General features: G+C 57.0%; 21 protein-coding genes and 1 pseudogene. 8 read left to right on the forward strand and 14 right to left on the reverse strand.

Features of this window, described 5'->3' with window-relative positions; all coding sequences use genetic code 11:
* Positions 1-100: 100 nt before the first annotated feature.
* The 7 genes from fliG to N655_RS0102120 all read right to left on the reverse strand — a co-directional run bounded on the left by fliG (position 101) and on the right by N655_RS0102120 (position 6,031).
* Positions 101-1,180, reverse strand: coding sequence for a flagellar motor switch protein FliG (gene fliG, locus N655_RS0102090; RefSeq protein WP_026441664.1), 1,080 nt, complete (start codon positions 1,178-1,180; stop codon positions 101-103).
* A 9-nt stretch (positions 1,181-1,189) separates the two neighbouring features.
* The gene (fliF, locus tag N655_RS0102095) at positions 1,190-2,800 is read right to left on the reverse strand and encodes a flagellar basal-body MS-ring/collar protein FliF (protein WP_026441665.1); all 1,611 of its coding nucleotides are present in this window, start codon (positions 2,798-2,800) and stop codon (positions 1,190-1,192) included.
* 21 nt (positions 2,801-2,821) lie between these two features.
* Complete coding sequence (fliE, locus tag N655_RS0102100; protein ID WP_026441666.1) at positions 2,822-3,121, reverse strand: flagellar hook-basal body complex protein FliE; 300 nt, start codon at positions 3,119-3,121, stop codon at positions 2,822-2,824.
* Positions 3,122-3,142: 21 nt separating this feature from the next.
* Positions 3,143-3,586 (reverse strand): flagellar basal body rod protein FlgC, encoded by a 444-nt coding sequence (gene flgC, locus N655_RS0102105; RefSeq protein WP_026441667.1) that lies wholly within the window; start codon positions 3,584-3,586, stop codon positions 3,143-3,145.
* A gap of 25 nt (positions 3,587-3,611) precedes the next feature.
* On the reverse strand, positions 3,612-4,001 hold the full coding sequence (flgB, locus tag N655_RS0102110) for a flagellar basal body rod protein FlgB (RefSeq protein WP_026441668.1): 390 nt from the start codon (positions 3,999-4,001) through the stop codon (positions 3,612-3,614).
* Between the two features lie 99 nt (positions 4,002-4,100).
* Entirely contained in the window at positions 4,101-5,333 is a 1,233-nt protein-coding gene (locus N655_RS0102115) for a sigma-54 dependent transcriptional regulator (protein ID WP_238324431.1), read from the reverse strand.
* Between the two features lie 14 nt (positions 5,334-5,347).
* Complete coding sequence (locus N655_RS0102120) at positions 5,348-6,031, reverse strand: response regulator transcription factor (RefSeq protein ID WP_026441670.1); 684 nt, start codon at positions 6,029-6,031, stop codon at positions 5,348-5,350.
* Between the two features lie 329 nt (positions 6,032-6,360).
* On the opposite strand from N655_RS0102120, the gene lexA reads away from it, so the two are divergent.
* Positions 6,361-6,966 (forward strand): transcriptional repressor LexA, encoded by a 606-nt coding sequence (gene lexA, locus N655_RS0102130; RefSeq protein WP_026441672.1) that lies wholly within the window; start codon positions 6,361-6,363, stop codon positions 6,964-6,966.
* A gap of 53 nt (positions 6,967-7,019) precedes the next feature.
* Here the strand turns inward: lexA and trxA are convergent, their stop codons facing one another.
* The 3 genes from trxA to thrC form a co-directional block, all read right to left on the reverse strand.
* Positions 7,020-7,352 (reverse strand): thioredoxin, encoded by a 333-nt coding sequence (trxA, locus tag N655_RS0102135; RefSeq protein ID WP_026441673.1) that lies wholly within the window; start codon positions 7,350-7,352, stop codon positions 7,020-7,022.
* Positions 7,353-7,620: 268 nt separating this feature from the next.
* Positions 7,621-8,538 carry a homoserine kinase gene (thrB, locus tag N655_RS16850; RefSeq protein WP_044933816.1) on the reverse strand — a complete coding sequence of 306 codons (918 nt, stop codon included), beginning with the start codon at positions 8,536-8,538 and terminating at the stop codon, positions 7,621-7,623.
* Positions 8,538-9,902, reverse strand: coding sequence for a threonine synthase (gene thrC / locus N655_RS0102145; protein WP_026441674.1), 1,365 nt, complete (start codon positions 9,900-9,902; stop codon positions 8,538-8,540). The genes thrB and thrC overlap by 1 nt, the downstream gene beginning before the upstream one ends.
* Positions 9,903-10,085: 183 nt before the next feature.
* On the opposite strand from thrC, the gene N655_RS0102150 reads away from it, so the two are divergent.
* From N655_RS0102150 to N655_RS20825, 6 genes and pseudogenes are all read left to right on the forward strand, one after another.
* A complete protein-coding gene (locus N655_RS0102150) occupies positions 10,086-10,487 on the forward strand; it encodes an excisionase family DNA-binding protein (RefSeq protein ID WP_026441675.1) in 402 nt (133 codons plus the stop codon).
* Positions 10,480-11,223, forward strand: a complete 744-nt coding sequence (gene modA, locus N655_RS0102155) for a molybdate ABC transporter substrate-binding protein (protein ID WP_026441676.1) — start codon at positions 10,480-10,482, stop codon at positions 11,221-11,223. Before N655_RS0102150 ends, modA begins: the two co-directional genes overlap by 8 nt.
* 218 nt (positions 11,224-11,441) lie before the next feature.
* Complete coding sequence (locus N655_RS16860; RefSeq protein WP_026441677.1) at positions 11,442-12,074, forward strand: RNA polymerase sigma factor; 633 nt, start codon at positions 11,442-11,444, stop codon at positions 12,072-12,074.
* Between the two features lie 10 nt (positions 12,075-12,084).
* On the forward strand, positions 12,085-12,765 hold the full coding sequence (locus tag N655_RS0102165) for a zf-HC2 domain-containing protein (protein WP_026441678.1): 681 nt from the start codon (positions 12,085-12,087) through the stop codon (positions 12,763-12,765).
* Between the two features lie 30 nt (positions 12,766-12,795).
* On the forward strand, positions 12,796-13,665 hold the full coding sequence (locus tag N655_RS20650) for a hypothetical protein (RefSeq protein ID WP_026441679.1): 870 nt from the start codon (positions 12,796-12,798) through the stop codon (positions 13,663-13,665).
* Between the two features lie 470 nt (positions 13,666-14,135).
* Positions 14,136-16,132, forward strand: a pseudogene (locus N655_RS20825) (CHAT domain-containing protein).
* A gap of 483 nt (positions 16,133-16,615) precedes the next feature.
* Here N655_RS20825 and N655_RS0102195 read toward each other — a convergent pair.
* A complete protein-coding gene (locus N655_RS0102195; protein ID WP_026441683.1) occupies positions 16,616-17,575 on the reverse strand; it encodes a tetratricopeptide repeat protein in 960 nt (319 codons plus the stop codon).
* Positions 17,576-17,611: 36 nt separating this feature from the next.
* Between N655_RS0102195 and N655_RS0102200 the strand changes: the two genes are divergently transcribed.
* Complete coding sequence (locus N655_RS0102200; RefSeq protein ID WP_026441684.1) at positions 17,612-18,718, forward strand: tetratricopeptide repeat protein; 1,107 nt, start codon at positions 17,612-17,614, stop codon at positions 18,716-18,718.
* Positions 18,719-18,747: 29 nt separating this feature from the next.
* Here N655_RS0102200 and N655_RS16865 read toward each other — a convergent pair whose 3' ends face one another.
* The 3 genes from N655_RS16865 to N655_RS0102215 form a co-directional block, all read right to left on the reverse strand.
* Positions 18,748-19,194 (reverse strand): CoA-binding protein, encoded by a 447-nt coding sequence (locus N655_RS16865; RefSeq protein ID WP_044935088.1) that lies wholly within the window; start codon positions 19,192-19,194, stop codon positions 18,748-18,750.
* A gap of 108 nt (positions 19,195-19,302) precedes the next feature.
* Positions 19,303-23,064, reverse strand: coding sequence for a TonB-dependent receptor (locus N655_RS16870; protein ID WP_081823777.1), 3,762 nt, complete (start codon positions 23,062-23,064; stop codon positions 19,303-19,305).
* Between the two features lie 277 nt (positions 23,065-23,341).
* Positions 23,342-24,700, reverse strand: a complete 1,359-nt coding sequence (locus N655_RS0102215) for a CCA tRNA nucleotidyltransferase (protein WP_026441685.1) — start codon at positions 24,698-24,700, stop codon at positions 23,342-23,344.
* Positions 24,701-24,738 lie beyond the last annotated feature (38 nt).

A 24,738-nucleotide genomic window follows, 5' to 3' on the forward strand; every position in this document is an offset into this window, starting at 1 on the left:
CCAAACAGGCGTTGCGATCGGAGCAGGCTTGTACTCCATTCTGCTGATCTTCTTTCTTTCTGCCGGCTGCAACATATTTCTCTCCCGATCAATCTCTGTTCTACACAAGCAGATCGTCGCCCTGTTCGACCTTGAGCACGATCTTGCCCTCCGCCTCCAGCCTGCGTGCGATGTTGAGGATCTCGCTCTGGGCCGCAGCCACCTCCCGGGTACGCACCGGCCCCAGCACCTCCATGTCTTCCCGCAACATTTCCACGGCGCGCGAAGACATCGCGCGGAAGATATGGGCGCGCACGTCCTCACGGGTCCCTTTCAGGGCCATGGCCAGCACCTTCTTATCAATGACCGACAGCAACTCGCGCATGGTAGGCTGCGGCAATGTCACAAAGTCCTCAAAGGTAAACATCAGGTTGCGGATATTGAGGGCCACTTCCGGCTCGTCCTCTTCAATCTGCTCCAGGATCTTCTTCGCCTGTTCGGCATCCATACGATTCATCAGATCAGCCACCGCTTTAAACCCCGCGTAGGCCTTGCGGCTGGTATCGCCCACGCTTTGCAGCCGTTTGTGCAGGATCACGGCCACCTTCTGCGCCATTTCCGGTGAGAACTGCCGCATTTCTGCCAGACGACGCACGACTGCCACCTTCTTGTCTTCACTGAGACCGTGCAAGACCAGGGAAGCACGTTTGGGATCCAGATGGGCCAGCACCAGAGCCACCGTCTGCGGATGCTCTCCATCGAGAAATTTCCCCAGCTGCTGGGGATCCACTTTCTGCAACATGGCCAGGTCTCCATGGCTGGCCTCCTGCGCCCGCCGCACCAGCGCCAATAGATCCTCGGCCCGCTGCTTTCCAAACGATTCCACCAGCAGCTTGGTTGCATATTCGAGTCCTCCATGCATCATGTAACGCTGGGTCTCGATCATCTCGTAAAACTCTTCAATGACCCGCACGGAGACATCCGGAGGGATGTTGCGCAGCTCGGCAATCTCTTCAGTCAGACGCTGCACATCAGCATCCGGCAGGTTTTGCAGGACCTTTTTCCCCAATTCATCCCCGACCGCCACAACCAGAATCGCAGCCTTTTTGATCCCCGGCAGTTGCCGCGCGGCGGCCATGCGATCGGGGGTCGGAGGAGCGACGAGGCTGGTTACATCAGACACTGGAGCGGCACTGGCCATGGTCTTCTCCTATTCGCTATGGATCCAGCTCTGCAGCAGACGTGTGGCCTGCGCAGGCTCTTGTCGAAGGTGCTCGGTCACTGCATCAAATACCGCCTGCGCCTGCTTCTTCTCGAGCAGCGCGGCTTCATCCTCGGTCTCTGCCAGAACTGCCCCCTCCGCTCCAGCTGGTAAATGCTGTGTATGGGACTGGGGTTCCTGTTTCGCCGACTGCGACGTGCGCAGGGCCGGCCGCACGACGAAGAAAATGAGACTCAGCAGGGCCAGCAGCAAGACACCATACTTGGCCAGGTCCTGTAGATGCGTGGCCTGCGCCAACACTTGCTGCCAGGGACTGAGGGCCGGAGCCGCATTGTCCTCAAAAGCCACATCTTCTACGCTGACCTGGTCCCCTCGGGAGGCATCAAAGCCGATGGCCGTTTCCGCAAGTTCGGTGAGCTGTTTCATCTCCTCAGCGGTCCGCGGCTGCCAGCTTATCTGTTTTCCGTTCACGTTCATTCTGTGATTGATCAATACTGCTGCGGTCACACGCCGAATCTTTCCCGGGTTCTGGACCGTATGCCGCACTTTTTTCGAGGCCCCATAGGTACCGCTTTCTTGTCGGATGTTTTCTGTACCCGCGTCATGGACAGGAAACAGCGGCGGCTTGGTATTCGGAGCATTACTCGCCGTGCCGGGAACCCCTGAGGGTCCGGATTGAGTCCCCGTGTTCTGCTCGGATCGCTGCATGGAAAGCGTCACAACATTGTTCGGATCATAGGTCTCATCCACTTCATCGGCCGACGATGTGTCATACTCCACATTTACCGAGGCCCGCACATTTCCTGTTCCGGCCACCGGTTCGAGCGTGGCCACCAGCTTGTCCGCCAGCTCCTGCTCATGCGCTTCTGTCTCTCCGTTTCCGGAGCGCCTGCCAAGCTGCACGCGTCCGTCTGCATCCAGCAGAGTGACATTCTCCGGTTGAAGACCGTCCACAGCGCTCGCCACGAGGTTTCGAATTGCCTCTGCCTGCTCCTCTCCCAGGGAGCGCCGCCGCAGCTTCAACACGACGGAAGCCTTGGCATCCCGCTGCTGGCTCGTAAACAAAGAGTCGTGCGGCATCACCAGATGCACCCGGGAAGACTCTACGTCCGAAAGCGTGTTGATGGTATGCTCCAGCTCACCCTCCAGGGCGCGCTGGTAGTTCACCTTCTCGTCAAATTCTGAGCCGATCCAGTTCGGCTTATCAAAAAGCTCAAAACCCATCCTGCCGCTCTTGGGGCCGCCTTTGGCCGTGGTTGCCAGACGCGCCTTGTCCAGACTGGAAGCCGGGACCCGCAGGGTCGTTCCATCCGCAGACAGATCGAAAGGAATGTTGGACGCCGTCAGCTCCGAAGCAATTTCACGGGCATCCTGCGGTTCCAGCCCAGCATAGAGGACCTTCCAGTCGGTCCGCGTGGCAAACCAGAGGATGGCAAGAAAGCAGAGCAGGGCCAAAGCCGAGGCCCCGGAAAACCAGAGCTTCTGCTGTCGTTCCATGCTGCGGAAACGGGCGGCCAGGGGCGCAAACATCGCATTGGTGCGCCCAAGCAGGCCGGTGGCCGCGGCCGGTGCTGGTTGTATCTGCTGGTTTTCGTCCATGCTGCGCTGTCCCCGCCGGCTCTAAAACTGCATGTTCATCAGCTGCTCGAAAGCGGCCATACCCTTATTCCGTACGGCCAGGGCAAGCTCGAAGGCCGCATCGGCATTACTGACCGCAATCATTGCCGTGTGCACATCCGTACCGCTGCCATCCAGCAGCCCCTCGACGGCCTGGGAGGCCTGGTCCTCCAGCTGCTGCATCTTCCCCACAGCATCTTTTAGCAGCCCGGCGAACGGCACCTGCTGGGCATTGTCTGTCCCCAAAGCCTCCTCGGTCTGCCCCGCCAGGGATGCTGTCACGATTTGAGATTGAATCTGCATGTCGGTCCCTCGAAGGTTGGTTTAAGACTTCAGAATGTCCAGCGATGCGCTGATCATGCCTTTCTCGGCCTGCACAGCTGAGGCATTCAGCCCGTAGGCCCGCGTTGCTCCCATCATGTCCACCATTTCCGTTAGCGGATTAATGTCCGGATAATTCACATACCCGTCCTTGTCCGCATCCGGATGCCCTGGGTCATAGCGGCGCAGTGTACTTGCCGGGTCCTGAACGACCGCTGAAACTGCAACCCCACCCATTTTCGGCTCCGACTGGGACATCAGCTCTCCGGCAAAGGTAGATGGCTCCGCTGCTGCCGAGGTAAAGACGACATGCTGACGGCGGTAAGGCGTGCCGTCGGCCGTGCGGGTCGTCTCCGCATTGGCCATATTGGCCGCCACAACTTCGGCACGGATCCGTTCGGCTTTCAGCGCCGAACCGCTTATTTCCAGAACACCAAACAGGTTCATTGCCCCTTCTCCCAGATCTGCTGCCTTACTTGTCTGCGTGGATGGCATCCATGATGCGGGTCAACTCCCGTTTCCATAGCTCCACCCCGGTGCGAAACTGTAACTGCGCCTCAGCCAGATTCAGACCTTCGCGATCCATCGAAACATTGTTTCCATCCGGTCGGGCCAGCAGGCCATCCACGAGCCCTGCGCGCACCGTCGGCGGCGTGAAGCGCCTGCGCGCCACGCCATTGTCCGTCTGCGCAGACAGCAAACCCTGCAGCGATCGCTGCATCTCGGCGGCAAACTCAAACCCGACCGTCTTATATCCGGGCGTGTCGATGTTGGCCATATTCTGCGCCGTATATTTCAGCTCCAGTGCTGAAAGATCGAGATAGCGCTCCAGCGCGTCTTCCACAGGGGTCGTAATCTGCATCCTTCATCCTCTCCTTCCTGCCCGCCGATAAATCGAGCAGGCCCGCTCTTTGCTTTGCATGGGAAGGCCCGGTCGGCGGCCAATGAGATTAGAAAAATCTCAGCTCCTGCCCGGCTGATCGCCAAACTCGATTTCTCCAGCATCAATCTCAGGCCGGTCCTCGGCCAGGATCCAGGCGCGCTCCATCACATGCTCCAGCTCGCGGACATTGCCCGGCCAGTGATGCTCCATCAGCTTTTCCATGGCCGCGTGGGTGATCGCTTTTGCCGGACTCTGCCGCGCCAGCCTTTCTATAAAGTGTTCGACCAGCAGCGGAATGTCCTGCGAATGTGCCGCCAGTGGCGGGGTCTGGATCGGAAAGACCGAAAGCCGGAAGTACAGGTCGGCGCGAAACTCCCCCTTTTCGGCCAGCTGCGCCAGATGACGGTGGGTTGCAGCCACAATGCGGACATCCACACGGACTGGCTCATTTTCACCCACGCGTTGTACTTCACCGCACTCCACAAAGCGCAGCAGTTTGGCCTGAAGGGCAAGCGGCATCTCTCCAATTTCATCCAGAAAGAGCGTACCGCCATCGGCGGCTTCAATCCGCCCAGTCCGCCCCTGAACCGCACCGGTAAAAGCACCGCGGGTATGCCCGAAGAGTTCGGCCTCCAGCAAGGCCTCCGGGATGGCCGCGCAATTCAATGCGATGAAGGGACGCCCGGAACGCGGGCTCAGCCTGTGGATCGCGCGTGCCACAAGCTCCTTTCCAGTCCCGGTCGGCCCCTGCACCAGGACCGTCGTGTTGCGAGGGGCCACCATGCGGATGCGGCGGCCCAATTCAGCCATTTGAGGATGCTGGCCGATCAGTTCAGGCAGCTGGGCAGAAAAGGCGGCGTCCGGAGGGGCTGCTGCGACAATCCATCGCTTTTTCTGCGGCGCCTCTTGCTGCTCCGGGAGCACCGGGGCGCTGTTCCAAATGGCCCCATCCGCATCCTGGGCCCGCCGCAGGGCAAAGTGGATCTCATTGCGCCGAGGACTGCGCAGCGTGCTGGCCGCTCTTCCATCCACCAGGACCAGGTCCACGGCAGGATAGAGCCGCTCAAACTCCGCGATAAACTCCTCCACTTCCAGGTCAGGCAGCCAGGAATCCAGGATGACTGCCTCAGCTGGGCAGAGGTCCAGTAGATCCATCACCTCGGCGCCACCGCTGGCCTCGCGCACCTTCCAGTGCAGACCATCCAATGCCTCCTTCACCCGCTGCCGAAAAGAAGCATCTGCGCTGGCCAGAATGGCGGTCCGCACCTGCGCGGCCACGGGCCGTTTGATGACTGTAGCAGTAGACATCATTCCTCCTCTGTGTCTTAGCCCTGGGACGTTGGTTTGAATCCGATGGAATAACCCAGCCCGCGTATGGTCTGGATCAGCGCCGACTCTCCGGTGTCTTTTAATTTGCGGCGCAAATAATTCACATAGACATCCACTACATTCGTACCGGCCTCCGGGTTCATCCCCCATACCTGCCGCAACAGGTCCGTGCGCGGAACGCAGCGTCCCCGGTTCAGCAACAGAAATTCGAGCAAGGCAAACTCTTTATTGGTCAGCTGCACAGACTCGCCGCCCCGTACTGCAGTCCGCTCCACACGATGGACCTCCAGGTCGGCATAACGGAGCACCAGGCCCGCTCCTTGCCGCCGCCGCATCACGGAGCGGCAACGCGCACGCAGCTCACGCAGAGAGAACGGTTTCAGCATGTAGTCATCGGCACCCATCTCCAGACAGCGGACCCGGGTCTCGATTCCCTCTCTGGCCGTCAGCACCAGGACCGGCGCTTCCTCGCTTACCGATCGCAAAAACCGCAGGACTTCCATCCCGTCCCGCTGCGGCAAATCCAGGTCCAGCACGGTAAGGTCCGGCATCTCTGACACAAACATCTCCATCGCTTTCAATCCGTCCTGGGCCAGCATCACCTGGTGCCCCTCTGCCTCAAACCCCCGGCACAAAAACCGCGCCAGTGCCGGATCATCGTCTGCGACCAATAACCGCATCTGGAATTCCCTCGCTGCATTCAACTTCTCTTGTATTGCGGTGGGAACACAAGAAATGCATGAGTGAAATCTGCTGAAGAGATTTTGTATTGGGAAAGCTCCGGCTGGTGTTTCAAGATGGGAATCCGTGCCAAAAATCTCGCCCCGGAAGCCTTGACATGCTCCTTTGGTCAGAAAGCAGATCGTCCGGAAAAGGAGCGAGGCCGGGCAGAAAACACCTTCGCCTCGACTCTGCAGGAAAGCCGCCAAGACCCTGGATCGCCTTAGCGGAAAATTTCCTGGCTCAAATTTTCCTCCACGATTCGCTTTTTATTCGCTAAAATACGGGCATGGCAGTTACGCGACGGCAAAAAGAGGTGCTGGATTTCATTTCCGGCTTTGTGCAACGCAACGGCTACTCCCCCTCCTTTGAAGAGATTGCCCGGGGACTGGGCCTCAAGTCGCTGGCCACCGTCCACAAGCACATCACCAATCTGCAAAACAAAGGGCTGCTTGAGCGGGCACACAACCGCAGCCGCTCGATTGACGTCCTGCCACCCCGCAGCAAATCGACGCTACCGGACCGCCTGCCCCTCGCAGGCCGGATTGCGGCCGGTTTTCCGGTTGAAGCCCCGGAGACGGCCGAAAGCATCTCTCTGGGTGACATCATTGGCAGCCGTGATGTCTTCGTGCTTCAGGTACGCGGCGATTCGATGCGCGATGAGCACATCGTGGACGGCGATTATGTCCTGGTGGAAAGGACGCAGACCGCGCATCAGGGAGAAATTGTTGTTGCGCTCGTCAACGGTGCGGAGACAACGCTGAAACGCTACTATCTCGAAGGCCACACGGTCCGTTTGCAGCCTTCCAATGCAGAGATGGAGCCGATTTACGTCCCGGCAGAGCAGGTTGCAATCCAGGGGCGGGCGTTGGGCATTCTTCGAAGATATGCCTGAAATAAAAAGGCCTGCGCATGGCAGGCCCCTTCACACATAGGTCGGAATTCGATTTAACCGATGACGCGCGCAATACTGCGGGCAATGGTGTCCTTCGGGACATAACCGACAATCTGGTCAGCCACCTTTCCCCCCTTAAAGAGCAGCAATGCAGGGATCCCGCGGATGCCATAGCGCATGGGGGTCGCCTGATTGCGGTCCACGTCCATCTTCATCACCTTCAGCTTTCCGCTGTACTCAGAGGCAACCTCATCGACGATCGGTGCAAGGGCCTTACAGGGACCACACCATGCGGCCCAGAAATCTACCAGCACAGGCTGATCTGACTGGAGCACCTCCTGCTCAAAGTTTGTATCGTTGACTTCTGCTACTGCCAGACCTGCCATGCTCCTCCTTTTTGTGGTGCAAATTTCATCTTCTTTGATGATAAATGCAGGGGAAAGGTCGCAACAGGGGTGAAAATCCAAAATAGAATCCTGCCGTTTTCCCACTTGGCCGAAAATGAGAAAGGCGCCCGGACTCGAATCGCTTCAGAGTCTCAGGCGCCTGGAGCAGCCCTCCCCCAGAACTGCCCACGATTGGAAGCTACTATCTTAGGTCGGTGATGTAAAGCAAACTTTGGTAACCAAATCGTACTTTCCCGGTAAAGTTGACCTATTTCGCAGCATTTTGAAGAAAATGGGCCGGATCGAGCTCCATGTGGCAGGTGAGAATTTCGATCGGTTCGTCCACCACCCGCGCCCGAATTGCCTCCTGCACGCGATTCATCTGAAAATCCGATTCCACCAGCACGAGAACGGAGGGGCCGGCCCCGCTGAGGGTGACGCTCAGAACCTCTTCTTGTTCTGCTAAAGGCAACAGCTTTTTGAGCAAAGGGCAGACCTCGGCACGATAAGGCTGATGGAGCCGGTCCTGGGTCGCGGTCGGCATGACGTCACTGTGTCCTGAAGCGAATACCGCCGTCAGCAAGGCCACCCGCTGAATGTTGGCCACAGCATCCGCGCGGCTGAAGCTCTCTGGCACAGCTTTGCGTGAAAGATGGGTAGACAAAGGATTTTGGGGAACAACCACCAGCGCCCTCCAGTAAGAGCGGGGAGTCAGAGAGATCGCAACGACCTCGTCATTGTGCCAGCAGGCAACGGTGTATCCGCCTAACCAGCAGGCCGCTGTGTTGTCCGGATGTCCTTCCATCCGCGATGCTTCTGTCAGAATCTGGCTGCGGTCCCAGTCAAGGTTGCCAAAATGCGCAGCCAGTGCCACTCCGGCCAGACGGGCTGCCGCCGAAGAGCCAAGGCCCATTCCTATAGGAATGCCGTTCTGGACCTTGAGAGACAGCGGCATGTCCTGGATACCCTGCTCCTTCAGGACCCTCTGATAGGTTTCAAGCAGGAGGTTGTTACTGACCGATCCACAGATGTCAGCATTCCTCCCCCTGGCGGAAACCGAATACGCTTCGGCGGGCGTTGCTTCGACTTCCAGATACAGCGAGAGTGCCAGAGCCACTGCATCAAAGCCCGGCCCCAGATTGGCCGAAGTCGCAGGAAGTTTGATTTTGAATGATTGCTGGACCATTATCTTCTAGCTTTCTCTAACTCTCTCAGTACCGAATCCACCGACGCTTCCAGTTCGACCGCATTGCGTCGAGTTACTTCAATTTCGTCTCGTAAACTGCCAAACTCTTCCGGTTTGAGCAGGTCTCCGCGATGATAGGCAATTGTATAGTCAGAATCCTTGAGAGTGTGTCCGGTCAAAAGCAGCACGACCCTTTCTTCCGGTCTGACTTTCCCTTGAAGCACCAGTTTTTTCAGGCCGGCAAGGGTCACAGCCGAGGCCGGCTCACATCCGATGCCTTCTGCCCCAATCTCGGCTTTGGCCAGTGCGATCTCGGCTTCATCCACCTGCTCGCACCACCCGCCCGATTTCTGGATGACCCGGACGGCCTTCTTCCATGACGCCGGATTTCCAATTCGGATAGCTGAAGCGCGCGTATCTGCCTGGACCGGTTCGAGTGTTTGTCCTGCATTTTTCTGCATGGCCCGGTATAACGGGTTTGCCCCCTGCGCCTGGATGACTGAAATTCTCGGCATTTTCAGGGTCAGTCCGAGATATTTCATCTCCTCAAAGGCCTTGCCCAGCGCCGAGCTATTCGCCAGGTTCCCTCCTGGAACGATGACGTGGTCGGGGACATCCCAATCCATGGCCTCGGCAATTTCGAGTGCAGGGGTCTTCTGCCCTTCCAATCGATACGGGTTTACAGAGTTCAGCAGATAGACCGGGGCCCTCCGGACAACCTCGGTAAGCACGCGGACGCAGCCGTCAAAATCGGTCTTCAGTTGTATGGTCAGGGCCCCGTAATCCATGGCCTGCGAAAGCTTGCCCCAGGCAATCTTGCCTTCCGGAATCAGTACCAGACTGCGCATCCCGGCACGGGCCGCATATGCCGCCATCGCCGCTGAGGTGTTGCCGGTCGAAGCACAAGCCACCCATTCATATCCCAGCTCATGTGCAACCGAAAGGGCGGCTGTCATTCCTGTGTCTTTAAAAGAACCGGTGGGGTTCATGCCTTGATGCTTGGCATATAGGCCCAAAATCCCTGTGGCGCGGGCCGCACGAGGCAGGTGATACAGAGGGGTGTTTCCTTCGCGCAGAGAAACAATGTTCTTCTCATCCTGCAGGACCTGCAGCAATTCGCGGAAGCGCCAGACTCCGCTCTGGTCGGCGTCCTCTCGGGAGCTGCGGCGCTCCTTCCAGAGCCATCGCAGCGCGCTGGCATTCGGTTTTCTCGCACCAGCGGCTGCTGTGCCGTCGCTCCACGAGGGATAAACGACCTCATAAAGATCGCTGCAGTGGGGGCAACGGAAATCGGCTTGTAGTTCACGCTGGCCAGATACACCGCCGCACCCGGTGCAGCGTAGTTGATGTCCTGAATTTTCCATGGGTATTTTTCGGGTCTGTTACTACCTTAAAGGCCAGGGGCCAGGTAGGCAAAATGGAATCGATGGAAGAAGTGGAATTGGAATGGAAACCATAGAGGTGTTTCCGATCCGAAAATTGGAGTTTTCCCTGAAATGTCATCCATCGCAGGCCGGTCCCCGGCACAAATCGTATAAAATCGGCGCATGGAATCGCTGCTGACTCCGCGCGAAGCGGCGCTTCGCCTTGGCATTTCGTATCCCACCATCAAGCAGTGGCTCTACCGCGGCAAAATCCATGCGGTCCGGACCCCGGGAGGCCACTATCGCATCCCCGAAGCCGAGCTGGATGGGATGCTGCACAAGACGCAGAAGCCGGAAACACCGAAGCGCGAAATGATGCGCCGGCTCAGCGGGCGCAATCAACTGGTGGGCCGTATTGTTGAAATCAAAATAGACGGGCTGCTGGCGCAGGTCAAGCTCTCGATTGGAGGGCAGATCATCCATTCGATTATCACTGCTGAAGCGGTCCGTGAGATGCATCTCCAGGTCGGAGAAACGGCCGCCGCCCTGATTAAATCCACTGAGGTAATGGTGCTGCGTGTATAAGCTTTTACTGTTTCTGCTGCTTGCCCCTTCCGCCCTGGCCCAGAACCTTAGGGTCGCCGCTGCTGCCGACCTTCAGCCTGTGTTGCCCTTTCTTCTACAGCAGTTTGAGGCCAAAACACAGATCCATGTGGATGCCTCCTACCAATCTTCGGCTACTCTGGCGGCGCAGATTGAAAACGGCGCCCCCTTTGATTTGTTTCTGGCCGCGGACCTGTCCTTTCCCCGGCATGTCATCGCCGCCGGCCTTGCGGAAACCGCGGAGCCTGTACCGTATGCAAAGGGCACCCTCGTTTTATGGGCGCGCAACGATGCGCCGTTCCAGCATCTTTCGCTCGATACCCTCCGCAGTCCGGAGCTGAAGACATTGGCCATTGCCAATCCGCAGCATGCGCCCTACGGGCGCGCGGCCGAGGCTTCGCTGCGCCATCTTGGCCTCTATGACCAACTCAAATCCAGACTGGTGGTCGCCGAGAATATTGCACAGACAGCGCAATTTGTGGATTCCGGCAATGCGCAGGCCGGACTCATCTCTTTGACCTCTGCTGTTTCGGAGCGACTTCGCGCCCACGGACACTTCTTCGTCATGCCCCCGGATTCCTATCCTCCGATCCTGCAGGGGGCTGTCGTGCTGAAACATGCAGCACACAAGCAGGACGCTCAACGACTTCTCGATTTTCTCCTCTCTCCGGAAGCAAAACAAGAGCTGTCGAAAAGAGGACTGGAACCAGCACAATAAAGAGGGTTAGTTCGAAAACCTTCCTGTGCTGCTCAGCGACAGAGAAATCCACCCAGTTCTGGCACCGGCCTGAAGATCCTCTGCTTTGAGAGATTTCACTCATTCGCATGGAGCTTCCGGACGAAATTTGTCTCGAATATCCTCTTGCGGATGTATAGTTTTGGACATTGGCAGTCCGTTGGCTTGGAGTAGCAAGATTCTGTATCGAGGTTAGTGGGTTGCAGTTCCAGACGTTTGACGACGCGTATCTTCACAACCTTCGTAAGGGCGATCGCCGCACGGAGGACCATTTCATTCAGTATTTCAGCGAGTTGATCCATCTCAAACTACGTTCCCGCGTACGGTCTGCCGAAGCCATGGAGGACATCCGCCAGGAAACATTTGCCCGTGTATTTGCCCTGCTCCGCGGCAATGAGAACATCCGCAACCCCGCAGCACTGGGCGCTCTGGTCAATTCCATCTGCAACCATGTCTTACTGGAGCATTACCGGGCGCACGCCCGCAGCGAGGCCATGGAAGATGTTTCTGAAATCGACCTCCATTCAAACCGTGCAGACGTCGTATCGGAAATCATCTCCAAAGACACACAGAAGATCGTGCGGGAGATCCTGGACAAGCTCAGCGAGCGCGACCGCAAATTGCTGAAAGGCGTGTTTCTTGAGGAACGCGACAAAGATGAGGTCTGCGCCGAACTGGGGGTGGCACGGGAGTACCTGCGGGTGCTGCTGCATCGCGCAAGGCAATCGTTTAAGTCCTTCTATATGAAGGAAATGGCCTCAAGCGCTTCCAATCGCAATCCACGGGGGCGAATGATGCGATACGTTTGGATTTTTACCGCACTATTTTGTTGAGGCTCAAAAAATGGATCACACAGAAGCCATCAGGCAATCCGCTGTTGAAAAATACCTGCTGGATGAATTGGGCCCGGAAGATCGGGAGGCATTCGAAGGTCACTTCTTTACCTGTGAGGAATGCGCCGCAGACCTGCGAATGACTGCGCTGCTCATGGAGCAGTTCAAGCAAGAGCTCGCGCGTCCTCGCATCAGTCCCGTTGCGGCCGCAAGACCGGGCTGGAGCGCCGCTTTCCGGGCATTTTTCCGGCCCGCATTTGCGGTACCAGTCCTCGCGCTTCTGCTGGTCGTGGTAGGTTTTCAGAACCTGGTGGTTTTCCCACAACTGAAGCAGAAGACTACCTTAAACTCGCAACCCCAGGTCCTGCCCTCGGTCAGCCTGGTTGGCGGCGGCAGCCGCGCCGCAGAAATCCGTACCCTCACCATCGCTCCGCAACGGCCATTTCTGCTTTTTGTAGACATACCGACAGACACCAGCTTTACAGGCTACCAATGTCTCCTCTATGGTCCATCCGGCAAGCTGCTGTGGCAAATTCCGTTGTCTTCCGAACAGGCAGCCAATACGGTTACGATTCAGGTGCCCTCGGACAGCGCACAGGCTGGCGTCAATACGCTGGTGGTCCAGGGAAAGAGTCCCAATGGAAGCGAAGTGGTCCTGGTAAAGTACCGCTTTCTGTTACAGATGCACTAAGAATCCTCAAATTTACAGAATGGAAAGATCATGGCCGATACACCTGTAAGGACCTTCTACTATCATGCCGACGCGAATGCGATCGGAGGCTATATCACTCGTCCCTTTCAGGGATTTGTTCCGTCCCATACCTCGGTATCGCTGCCCATCGTCGGCGGTTTCATCCAGAAACAGCGGACTGGACGTAAATGGAAAAACATTGTCAGCTATACCAGTGAAAGCACTCATGTCTCCGGCAGCCGCAAGGACGAGGCCAGCGGCGGCCCCTGGACCACGCAGGTCAGCACGACCATTGAAGGTCTGAATATCCTGGATGTCATCACTGCCGACCGCATCGTGGCCCAGCTCTCCGTGGCACACCCTGCCGATGGACGCCAGCCCACACTAGCGCTCGTGGGGTCACAGTTTATCAACCTCCGCATCAGCGGCACGCCGATTGAACCGCTTATCAAGTATGATTTCTTTACCGATCATGACAGCTCCGCGGAAGAAGACCCCAAAAATCGCTATCCCAAGCGGCCATGGCTTGAGCAGGAAAAGTTCCTGGAAAAGGTCCAGGCGCAGAAGGTTGGCGTGAAAGACAGCTATGCCAGGAAATATGACGGTGCGCCGCTTCCTGACTGGATCCGGCACCATTTTCACGATTCAGATACAGGTTTGAAGGGCAGAGACTTCGTCGTATGTTCTCTGATAGACCAGTTGCCGGCCATTCCGAATTTTCCAGGAGTGATCTGTGGAAATGGGATCTACGTTCCCGGCTTCGGCAAGGTATTTTTTGCAGAGCTCGTCGTCACCAACCACCAGTTCCGGCTTTCCATGGTGCGTGCGCAGCTCGGATCACCAGTCAGCGGCGCAGTCACTGTGGCCACCGCAAGCTCAAATGGACATACTTATCCGTAAGTTTAAGCCTGCTGCTCTGGTTGTCTCCGGGTTGCGGAAGATTCAACTCCCGTGACCCTGAAGCTGAATTGAGGGCCATCGAACGCCTGGGGCTTCATGGAGACCTGGCCGAAGCCCAGAAGCGGGCGCATTTGGCTGGCCTTCGCTTCTCTCATCATTTTCCGGTCTGGGCCTGGCGCTTCCATCTGGTCGAGGCCCAGATGCTGTTTCTCCAGGGACATAATTCTGAAAGTCTTGCAGTCCTCTCTCAGGACCCTCCGCCCCCATCCAGCACGTCTGACCTGACCATACAGCAATCGATGCTCCGCGCCATGATTTTTGCGCGTATGGGCCAGATGGACCAGGCCGATGCTGCCCTCCGCACTGCGGAGCTGGCACTTGAGCAGCACCCTTCTAAGCTGATGGGCGAGTTTTACCGGGCACGCGGCGTAGTCGACGTGGAAAAAGACGATCTGGACCACGCCGACAAGATGTTCCGACAGAGTCTGATCTTCGCTCGACAGCAAAACGACCGCTTTCTTCTCGCTTCTGCGCTGTTGAATGTTGGCGTGATCGCACTCCAGCGCGAACATTACGACCAGGCGCTTGCGTGGTCGCAGCAGGCGTCAGATGCTGCCCGGGAAATCGGCGCCAGCCTGATTGAGGAAAGGGCCGAAGGCAACATCGCCTGGGCGGATTATCAGCTTGGTAATTTTGAAGAAGCACTGGACCGGTTCCAGTCAGCCAGGAAACAGGCCGAGATCCTGGGGTCTTCCTATGACCGGATTGAATGGCTGAATGACAGCGGCCTGGCCCTCTATCGGATGGGGCGCCTTTCCGAGGCAGAGGGCTGCTATCAGGAGGCCTTTAAGATTGCAGAAAAGACCAAGAACCAGCAAGAAATCATTGATGCACACATCTCTCTTTCTCTGCTCTACCTACAGATCGGCAATCTGGAAAGTGCAGCGCGTCACACGAATGCCGCCCTGGCGCTGGCCACATCCTCGGGTCGCACTTCAGACCAGGAGGAAGCGGCCTTCTCCAAGGCCCTGATTGAGATACATCAGGGAGACACGCAAACGGCTTTGCGTTTGCTGAAAAATCTTGACCATGGCGTCGCGCTTTCTCCCTCCCTGCGCTGGCAAGTGCAGCTGGCATTCGCCGATGTTCTGGACCGCATGGACCAGCCGCTGCTGGCAGACCAGTACTTTCGCAATGCCATCTTTACGTTTGAAGCGCAACGTGCCACCCTGAAGCGCGAGGAATCAAAGCTCCCCTTCTCTACAAATGCGAAAGAACTTTATGGTGAGTACATCCGTTTTCTCGTCCATCACAGACGCACGGAAGAGGCGCTTTTCTGGCTCGACCTGGGACGAGCGCGCACCCTGGAAGAAGGCCTGGGAATCGCCTCTCCGGATTTCAGGTCCGCGACCCAGCGATCATTCCAGGCGCGTGACATTGCCCGCAGACTGAATGCCACAATCCTGGTCTATCGTGTCTCTTCCCCGGAATCCTATCTTTGGGCCATCACTCCATCAGGCACCCATTTCTTCCGGCTTCCCGCAGAAAAAGAGATCAACGCCCACATCAGAAAATATCAGCAAGCCATTCTTGAATCGAGGGACACATTGGCGGACGCCTATGCTGAGGGCCTGGATTTATACAACATTTTAGTGGCCCCGGCCCAAAAGTTTATTCAGAAACAATCGCCTGTCTTCATCGTGCCCGACGGCAACCTGGCTACATTCAATTTTGAAACCCTGCTGGCGCCCGGAGGTGGACTCCATTTCTGGATTGAAGATGCGGTCATCACAGTGGCCAGTTCACTGAAGCTGCTCTCGGCTTTTCGTCCGGAACTGCATACTCATACCCCCAAAAAACTGCTTATCGTTGGCGATCCAATTTCTCCGGACGAAAAATTCCCCCCTTGCTGAATGCCGGAATTGAGGTCGGAAGTATCGCCAGTCATTTTCCCGCCAGCGCGGAAACCGTCCTCACACAAAGGCAGGCTGTCCCTTCGGCATACCTGCGCAGTGATCCCTCGCAATTTGCCTTCATTCATTTCGTGGCGCATGGCACCAGCAGCAGCGAGCAGCCATTGGATTCAGCTATCGTGCTGTCGCGTGAATCCTCTGACCCAGATTCATACAAACTTTATGCTCGCGAGATTGTCCAGCATCCGCTCCATGCGGACATGGTGACCATCTCAGCCTGCTATGGATCGGGCTCGCGTATCTATGGCGGCGAGGGTCTGGTGGGACTCTCCTGGGCCTTTCTTCGCGCTGGCGCGCATTACGTCGTTGGTTCCTTGTGGCAGGCCAGCGATGCTGCCGCTCCACAGCTGATGGACCGCTTGTATCAGGAACTCGCCAAAGGCCGCCCGCCAGACCTGGCCCTGCGAGAGGCCAAGCTGTCTCTACTTCATTCGCAGAGCATTTTCAGAAAACCTCTCTACTGGGCCACCTTTCAGCTTTATGGCGGATCCTGACGCAGCCTTTGTCCCTCTCTTTGCCCTGAAGCAGAGGCCCTCCAGAATCAGAAGAACAGGCAACTGCGTCCGTTGCATTTTCTACCGCAAGACAATTTGGCAAGCAGCCACTTTTGGCCTGAAGGCATCTTTATCAAACAAACCATACTGGCATTTTGAGCGTTTGCTGCAACGTTGAACATGATGCATACACTATTTGAACAAAATAAGATTGCGTTCCCCCTACTCTGTTTTGTTGTTGGATTCAATCACTGCCTGGCTTCTCTTTACTCGAACGGGACCACCAAAAGTTAAGGAAAAGAGATGTCAGTCCGCCGTAAAGAAAATCTCCTGAAGGATCCAGTGTTCTCAGAACCCATGTGTTTTGCAGCGCAGGATGCTAACGACTGCTCCGCCCGCTGCCCCAGCCTGGAAAGCGAGCCTCTCCTCGTGGACCAGGTGCTGCGATTTCTGGAACAGTACGGATATTCAGCTGCGTAAGAGTCATTGCGGCTGATAAGGCTGAGGGGCCAGTCTGCGGGACTGGTCCTTACGGGAATTCTGTTCGTCCGCAAGTTGGACAGCCACCGCCAGCTCCTTTTCCGACTCCTCTTTTCTCCCCAGTTTGGCCAGGGTAAGACCACGATAATAATGTGCGGTCTGGAAATCCGGAGCGTACTGCACGGCCTTTTCCAGGTCCTCTTCCGCCTCCGCATACTGCTTTGCCCGAAAAGCAAGGACCCCCAGCCCTGTCCAGGCCCCGGCGTGGGTAGGATCAAAGGCGAGGGCCTCCTGATATTCCTTCCGTGCCTCCTCGATATTTCCAGCCTCACGGGCAATTTCTCCCAGTCGGTAATAAGACTCGGCCTGCTTTGGCTGCAACTCAATGGACTTCACAAACTGTTCCTTCGCTTCGTCCGTGCGTTGCAGCATCTGCAATAGAAGACCATAGCCATAATGTGCCGTTGCATCGTCCGGACGCAGTGCCAGATATCGCTTCCACGCCTCCTCGGATGCCTGCATCTGGTTTACATCCATCTTGATACGCGCAGTAGCATACAGTGTCTTCAGATCGTCCGGTCGCAAACGGCCAGCCTCGGTCACAGCAGCATCGGCGTCGTGATACAGCTTCATGGACTCTTCCTGAATGCCCAGATCCAGAAGCAATTCCGGATCATCCGGCACCCAGTATCTGGCACGAAGCAGATAGGCCAGTGCCAGCTCATTCTGTCTGTTTCTGCGGGCCTTCAGCGCTTCGGCAATTCCTGTCTGGACCTCGCCCTTGCGGGCATCTGCATCCTGCGGGTTTGCCTTTAGCGCCGCCTCATATGCATCCATCTGCGTGCTTTGCGGGCTGGCGGCAGCGTCCGTCTGCGCCTGGAGCGCGAAAACGAGGAAGCCGCCGCCCAACAGGGCGACCATTGCATATTTTGGAAGATTCCGGGCAGATGCAAGCAGACACATAGCTGTTTCCCATATTATGTCTGCGTGGCCCTACGATTGTCTTTCGCCTTTCTCATCTGCTTCATGACCGCATCGGGAACGCTTGCAGCGCAGGACGCCCAGGTGGTGCAGTACCTCCGTTCCGGCTCTGAGGCCATGCGGCAGGGCAACGCCAAGGAGGCAGAAAAGGACTTCCGGATGGCGATTGCTGCAGCTCCACAATTCGCTCCGGCCCAGCTTGACCTTGGGCTCGCACTGCTACGCGAAGGCAATCCGGAAGAGGCCATTGCCGCATTGAACAAAGCCATTGCACTGGACCCTACATCGCAGGGCGCACATCTGTTCCTGGGCATCGCCGAATACCAGCGCGGCCATCTGGATGCTGCCCGGACGGCGCTGAAGCAGGAGGTTGCGCAATATCCTCATAGCGTCGAAGCACTCACATGGCTGGGCATCATTGAGCTTGCTGCAGGCCACGCGGATGCGGCCACAGCGCCGCTCGACGAAGCTGCAAAGCTCTCCCCCGATGATGTAAACGTACTCGACTACCGCGGCCGCGCGCACAGTCTTGTCGCGGCTGAAAGCTATGCCCATATGCGTGAACTCGATCCGGACTCCTGGCATGTGCATCGGGCCCTGGGACAGACCTATGCAGACATGGGTAATCCTCAGGCGGCCATCAAGGAGTACCAGGCGGCGCTTGCAAAACAACCCAACAACGCAGATTTATACGAGGCCCTGGGCGCGGAATATCAAAAGCTGAGCCAGTTCCAGCAGGCCGAGCAGGCCTATGAGAACGAGTTGAAGCTCAGCCCAGACAACCCGGTGGCCCTCTATAACCTAGGCCGTATCGAGGTGGAAAACGGTGACCCTTCCAAAGGAGTCGCCTTGCTTCGCAAAGCGGTCCCCATGCTTCAGCAACCCTCTCCGGGCGAATACTATCTTGGGCTTGGCCTGGAAAAGCTGGGCAAAGACGAGGAGTCCATTGAGTGGCTGGAAAAAAGCCTTGCCGGCAATCCTTCCAGCTTTATTCGGCAGGGGGCATATTTTCTGCTTGCCCGCCTCTATCAACGCCAGCACCGCCCTGAAGATGCAAGCCGTGCGCTCGCTGCTCTGAAGCAGCTCAAGGCGCAGCAACAATTGCAAAATGCTCCGGCACGATAGCGCGCTCGGCTAGTATCAACGGTATGGCTTTAAGGATGATGCTCTTGCCGCTGCGGAAGAGCGTCCCAGCCTGCTGCCATGCGCTCTTTCAAAATGCAGCGGTCCATCACGACGCGGATACCCGCATTTTCCGCCCTTTGGGCCGCTTCGTGATGGATCACACCTTCCTGGAGCCACAAGCTGGGAATTCGTAGCCGGATGGTCTCCTCGACCACTTCAGGCACAAATTCCGGCGCACGGAAAACATTCACCAGATCGATCCTGCCCACACTCGCATACGCAGCCTCAATCGTAGGATATGCTTTTTCCCCCAGAGAGCTCTTGATCTGCGGATTGACTGGGACAATCCGGTATCCACGGCTTTGCATGAAGCGCGAAACCCCATAGCTTGCTCGCCCCTCTTTATCGGAAAGTCCGACGACTGCAATCGTCCTGGCATTTTCAAGAATTTCCCGGATCACAAAAGGTTCATTCATTGCAATTTCCATTATGCCGGAAAAGCCATTTCGTCCGGCTGGGTCCTTTTTCAAACAAAAAAGCAGAGAGACCATCTGGGTCTCTCTGCTTCCTGGATCGAAGACAAATCAGAAAGTGTATTTCAGCGACAGCTCTACAATGCGGTTGTACCCAGCTCCTGAATATGCCGCCTTCTGGTTCATCACCCCCCACAGGTCGGTCGAGGCCAGCCCCAGCGTACTTGCATCCGTAGTGAAGGTATGGCCGCGGTCCGGCGTGTTGTACTTGAGGGTCAGCAGATTGTTGCCACTGAAGCCCCACAGCGGATGGTTCATGAAGTTGAAGGCCGAGGCCCGGAACTGGACCTTCTGGCGCTCTGTAATACTGAAGGTCTTGTAAACGCTCAGGTCAGAGTCGGTGTACCACGGTCCGTTCAGATAAGGGTGGAACTGCCGTACTCCCTGCTGGCCGATCTGCGGCGCGCTGAAGCAGGAAAGGTTCAGTAACTGGTGCGAGCGCAGCCCACTGCGTGGATCGCAGGTGGCAATCGGCAGAATCGCATTCGCATCGGTGCCGAACCATGTCTTCGAGGTCAGTTGCTCGGTGTTTCCGTTTGCGTCTTTTCCGTAGATGGTCAACCCCAGGTTCTGCGAAGAGTTGGACTGAAGGTTCCCACCAGATTGGAATGTGTTGATCCCCGAAATGGTCCAACCGTTGGCAATGCCCTTCATCAGCAGAAAGCCGCCATGGTACACGCTGCCCAGATCGTATGCCCAGGAGGCATTGAAGACCTGCGGGCGATCAATGGCGAGGATGCCATAGTTGCCATGCACATGAAACGCATCCAGTGTGCTGCTAATGATACCCATCGACTTGGACCACGTGTAGTTGAAGTCGAAGGACAGGCGTCCGCTCTGTTTGAGCCATGCCACCTGCAGGCCGTGGTAGTTGGAATATCCGGTGTGTTCATGCACCGTCACCGAGTTGGTGCCATAACCATAGCAGGCGCCGCTTGCCGTGCAGCCAGAATATGGCATGTAGTCGGCCAGAGAGTAAGAGCCAGTATTGTCCGGATCGGCTGGTGCGGCCGCTCCCGTCACCGGGTCGGCCTTAAACAGTCCTCCAACCGGAATCTTGTTCAGGTTCGAGAACTCAGACCCGCCGATGCCGGAACCATCCGTCTGGCCCCCCATGAGAAGATAATCGGAGCTGTTTCCCACATAGGCCATCTCCAGCATGGTCTTCCATGGAAGCTGCTGATCAACGGTCAGGTTCCAGGAATAGGTCAGCGGCATCCTGTGGTCGTTGTAGTCCATCGCCGTCACGCTTCCAGCAGGCATGGCGTTGCCCGAAGGCGTCTGCAGCGCAATCTGCGAGAGTGTAATGGCCTGTCCTCCCGGCGAGTTATAGCTTTGCATGTTTTGTGATGTGCTCAGAGCACTGGCGCTGGCAGGTTCGTCGTTCCAGCGGTATTCGCCCCAGCCTCCGCGGAAGACAGTGTTTGCATTGCCGCTGAAATCATAAGCAAAGCCGAAACGCGGCGAGACATAGGCCCAATCAACTGGCGAACCAGCATTGCGGATGCTCTTGTCGATCGCATGCCAGCGGATGCCCGGATATTCCACCACCATGCTGCCGGCTGCCTGGTTCGCGGCTACGTCCTGCTGGTAGAGCTGCGGAAGCCAAACAGCAAGTCCGGTGCCCTGTCGGTCATACCAGCGCCCGATATGGTCAAAGCGGACGCCAAGGTTCAAATTCAGCCTGGAGTTCACATGCCAGTTGTCCATAACATAGCCCGCCGTCGTGCGATACGCCATGTCCTGCACTGGAACATAATTGTTTTGGCTGAAGGCGCTGGCAATGCCCATTACCAGATTTGCAGTAGGATTGGAGGAGCCAATCTTTGTACCAGACGCCACCTGCGACCCGGCCACGTTGTTCGATTCAGGAGAGCTTCCAAAGGAGAGCGCACCATTCGGGTAGGACCACACACCCTGACGATTGCCCACCAGTTCGGTAAATGCACCCAGCTTAAACGTGTGTGACCGCCATACCTTCGTCACATTGTCCGCAAACGACGGAATGGCCTTCCGCAACGGATAGCTTCCTGTTGTCCCGAAAAATGCCGGCTGAGAGATATCAGGAAAGGTCTGCGCCCCAGCACTGTTGATGGAAGGTGCTACCTGCGAGGCGGTGTTATAGACCGTTGCATATGGATATCCCAGCGCAGACTTATAAATTGCGCTCAGCTTCGAGGGGTTGAACGGACCATCATCCCATCCCCAGCCGAATACGAATTCATTGGTAAGTGTGGGAGTCAGTACATTGACCAGATTGGCCGTCACGACACGCGATGTATTCGGACTCGTGATGTTCCCGCCTGGATAAGGAATGGAATAAGCAGGTGTCCACCACACATGCCCGGGAGTGATGAACGTCGTATTGCCTTGCTGATAGGTGGCAAAAAACTTTGTATTGTCATTCAGGTTGTAGTCCACCCGAGCGCGGAAGACATATCCATTCTGGTCATTCGTAATGGGCTCGATATAGTTATAGCCGCCCGGGGTCGTGGCCGGATTCGCATTCGGCTGCGGAAACATCTTCATCAGTGCCGACGCGCCGGGGTCCAGATATTTTGCCGGAATCACCCCGCCGGTAATTGGAGTACCATCCGGAGCTGTCGCTCCACTGAGATCATTACACCAGTTGTTTGCGCTCGAACTGAACCCATTCGGACAAAGCTGGGCATTCCCCTCACCACTGGCAGTAAAGTTGCCCGCCATCATACCCGGGCTGGGGATATACGATTCAAAGGGCTGTGACGCCGGCAGGGTCTGCTTGTAATACTCATATCCGGCCCAGAACAGCAACTTATTGTTTGTGTTGAAACTGGTCCCGGGGATCCTGACCGGACCGCCGATATTGCCGCCAGGATAGTAATACTCCCCGTCCTGCCGCTGGATGCCGCTGTTGTTGTTCAGCCAGGTGTTGGCATTCAGGGCCGCGTTGCGTGCGTAGAAATATCCTTCGCCATGAAACTGCGCCGCACCGCTCTTGCTGATGACATTCACAATCGCCGGACCATTTGGGCTGTCGGCGCCAAAAGAGTTTTGTACCTTGACCTCTTCGGTCATGTCTGGGTTCGGCACTGCAATGGAGTAGCAGTTGCAACCGGGGTCGATGATGTTGGCGCCATCCAGCATGTAGGCCGTGCCGCCGCGATACGGGGCCCCGCTCATGGACAGGCCGACGCCGATCGTGCTGCCTGTTGGCGCAGATGCAGAAAAGTCAATGGAGGAACCGCCCGAAGTTCCACCGGAAACCGTCGTCACACCCGGCAATACCTTCAGCAGCTCTGAGACATTCCGGCCCTCCAGCGCGAGACGCTCGATGTCCTTACTGCTAAGTACCGCCGCACGCTCACCCGAATCAATGGGAAGAATCTGCGCTGCAGCCGCCTGTACTTCGACCGTCGTCGTACCCCCACCTGTCGTCAGTCGTATGCCGGACACCTCCCGGATATCGCCCGGATTCATGGGCACGCCTGTCTGCTTCCAGATATTAAAGCCATTCGCCTCTACCGTGACCGTATAGCTCCCTGGCTGCACGGCCGCAAAGGTGAAGTATCCGGCACTATTGCTCGTGGTCTGGCGCGTGTCATGGCTCGCTTCATTGACCAGTGTGACGCGCGCGTTCGGAACGACCGCTCCGGTAGAATCTGCAACGGTCCCGGACAAACTTCCGGTTGTCAGTTGCGCGTGCATCGGTGCTACCAGCAGGAAAAAGCAGAAGGCCAGTACAGCAATCAGCCTTCCTGCCAGCATTCCCGACACAGGAAATAAAGACCGGCGCTGCCCTGTCATCGCAGCGCACCATGTCCTGTTCATCATTTTGCTTGCCTCCGTGTAAAAAAGCACCTCGTCTTGACCTCGTGCCGGGGGCGCTTCTGACCGGCGTTTCGGGGAAAACGATTTCAATCAGGCCCTCTCCGTGCTCAATCGCTTAACTTCAGGGACCCATTCTAAATAAATCGTTTTATTCACCCACGGAGAACAAAGGTAGTGAAAAACAAATTCAATTGTCAAGAATCAATTTGCACTAATAAAAGTATGCTTTTATTTTCAATGATTTACGAAAAGGTATTCTTGGCCCGTGAAGGCCCGCGTTTTACAGAGGAAATTGCTCACGGACCAGCTGAAGGCCCTCCTGCTTGCTTCGCACCCGACCTTCGAGCTGCGCGTCTTCTGCAAGCGACAACATTTCTCGGAACCGCGGCCCCGGTTGATATCCGGCTGCAATCAGATCTGCGCCGGTCACCAGCAGCTGCGGCTTCACCACTTCTTCTGGCATGGCCTCATACTCCCGTTTGGCGAAGTGGTAGAGGGTCAGATCGCCGTGGCTTGACAGGCAATCCATCCGGTGCAACTCCAGGTGCTCCAAAAATCGCGGTAAACGGAAAAACCGCTTCAGCGTGGAGGCCTTCATGCGCATCACATCCCCGAAACGCATGTGGTTTTCCACTAGCGAAACAATTTGCTCCGTCTCGTCTCTGGAGAAGCGCAGTCTGCGGCAGATAGCGGCCGCAATACGCGATCCAACTTCCACATGTCCGTTGAAACGGATCCTGTCTGGTGCGCGCTCATACGTTGCCGGCTTGCCAATGTCATGCAGCAATGCGCCCCAGGCCAATGTGGATGACGCCCCCGCGGGCAGCTTTTCAAGCAGCAATAAAGTATGCGTCCAAACGTCGCCTTCGGGATGATACTCTGGCGGCTGTTCCACCCCGTGCAGCCGGTCCACCTCGGGAAGGACCTCTTTGAGGAGACCGGTCCGGTCCAGCAGCTCAAAGGCAAGGCGGGCATGGCCCTCGGTCAGCATTCGCGTCAGTTCATCGCGCACCCGTTCGTTGCTCACTTGCGGGATCTGCGCGGCAAAACGCCGTATGGCGGCTTCCGTTTCCGGTTCCAGAGCAAATTGAAAGCGCGCCGCGAAACGCACCGCGCGCAGCATCCGCAGCTTGTCCTCCTGGAAGCGGCGCGCAGGATCGCCGATGGCGCGGATGACTCCCGCGGCAAGGTCAGAGCGCCCACCCACGAAATCAAGGACTGCCTTTTCCGCGCTCCCTGTCCGGTCCAGCAGCTCCGGATCCAGCAGCATTCCATTGATCGTGAAATCACGCCGGAGAACATCTTCCCTTGCGCTGGCAGAAAAACTTACCTCGTCCGGGCGTCGTCCATCCGAATAGCTTCCGTCGTTGCGGAATGTGGCGACTTCTGTGACGACCTCTTGCCCATTGACCTCATCGGCCACCAGCACGACGCCGAAGTGGGCGCCTACAGCGAACGTCCTGGGAAAGAGGGCCAGCACAATCTCCGGAAGCGCACTCGTCGCCACATCAAAATCTGCTGGCGCACGGCCCAGCAGCAGATCACGCACGCACCCGCCGGCAAAGTATGCCTCATGGCCTTTGGCCCGGAGATGCTGCACAATCCGCTCGGCCGCAACCTGTGCGTGGCTCTTCTCCATAAATCCTCTTTCTTTATGCTACTGGCAAGGCAGCCGGT

Source organism: Pseudacidobacterium ailaaui, assembly GCF_000688455.1.
Lineage (GTDB): Bacteria > Acidobacteriota > Terriglobia > Terriglobales > Acidobacteriaceae > Pseudacidobacterium > Pseudacidobacterium ailaaui.

What these genes read in the sequence shown, in the direction of transcription:
- N655_RS0102215 (WP_026441685.1), bottom strand. Translation starts at nt 24,700, where the DNA reads ATGGAGAAGAGCCACGCACAGGTTGCGGCCGAGCGGATTGTGCAGCAT.
- thrC (WP_026441674.1), bottom strand. Translation starts at nt 9,902, where the DNA reads ATGGAAAATTCAGGACATCAACTACGCTGCACCGGGTGCGGCGGTGTA.
- N655_RS0102120 (WP_026441670.1), bottom strand. Translation starts at nt 6,031, where the DNA reads ATGCGGTTATTGGTCGCAGACGATGATCCGGCACTGGCGCGGTTTTTG.
- N655_RS0102150 (WP_026441675.1), top strand. Translation starts at nt 10,086, where the DNA reads ATGGAATCGCTGCTGACTCCGCGCGAAGCGGCGCTTCGCCTTGGCATT.
- trxA (WP_026441673.1), bottom strand. Translation starts at nt 7,352, where the DNA reads ATGGCAGGTCTGGCAGTAGCAGAAGTCAACGATACAAACTTTGAGCAG.
- fliF (WP_026441665.1), bottom strand. Translation starts at nt 2,800, where the DNA reads ATGGACGAAAACCAGCAGATACAACCAGCACCGGCCGCGGCCACCGGC.
- N655_RS16865 (WP_044935088.1), bottom strand. Translation starts at nt 19,194, where the DNA reads ATGAATGAACCTTTTGTGATCCGGGAAATTCTTGAAAATGCCAGGACG.
- N655_RS0102165 (WP_026441678.1), top strand. Translation starts at nt 12,085, where the DNA reads ATGGATCACACAGAAGCCATCAGGCAATCCGCTGTTGAAAAATACCTG.
- thrB (WP_044933816.1), bottom strand. Translation starts at nt 8,538, where the DNA reads ATGGTCCAGCAATCATTCAAAATCAAACTTCCTGCGACTTCGGCCAAT.
- fliE (WP_026441666.1), bottom strand. Translation starts at nt 3,121, where the DNA reads ATGCAGATTCAATCTCAAATCGTGACAGCATCCCTGGCGGGGCAGACC.
- flgC (WP_026441667.1), bottom strand. Translation starts at nt 3,586, where the DNA reads ATGAACCTGTTTGGTGTTCTGGAAATAAGCGGTTCGGCGCTGAAAGCC.
- fliG (WP_026441664.1), bottom strand. Translation starts at nt 1,180, where the DNA reads ATGGCCAGTGCCGCTCCAGTGTCTGATGTAACCAGCCTCGTCGCTCCT.
- flgB (WP_026441668.1), bottom strand. Translation starts at nt 4,001, where the DNA reads ATGCAGATTACGACCCCTGTGGAAGACGCGCTGGAGCGCTATCTCGAT.
- N655_RS20650 (WP_026441679.1), top strand. Translation starts at nt 12,796, where the DNA reads ATGGCCGATACACCTGTAAGGACCTTCTACTATCATGCCGACGCGAAT.
- N655_RS0102115 (WP_238324431.1), bottom strand. Translation starts at nt 5,333, where the DNA reads ATGATGTCTACTGCTACAGTCATCAAACGGCCCGTGGCCGCGCAGGTG.
- N655_RS0102195 (WP_026441683.1), bottom strand. Translation starts at nt 17,575, where the DNA reads ATGTGTCTGCTTGCATCTGCCCGGAATCTTCCAAAATATGCAATGGTC.
- lexA (WP_026441672.1), top strand. Translation starts at nt 6,361, where the DNA reads ATGGCAGTTACGCGACGGCAAAAAGAGGTGCTGGATTTCATTTCCGGC.
- N655_RS16870 (WP_081823777.1), bottom strand. Translation starts at nt 23,064, where the DNA reads ATGATGAACAGGACATGGTGCGCTGCGATGACAGGGCAGCGCCGGTCT.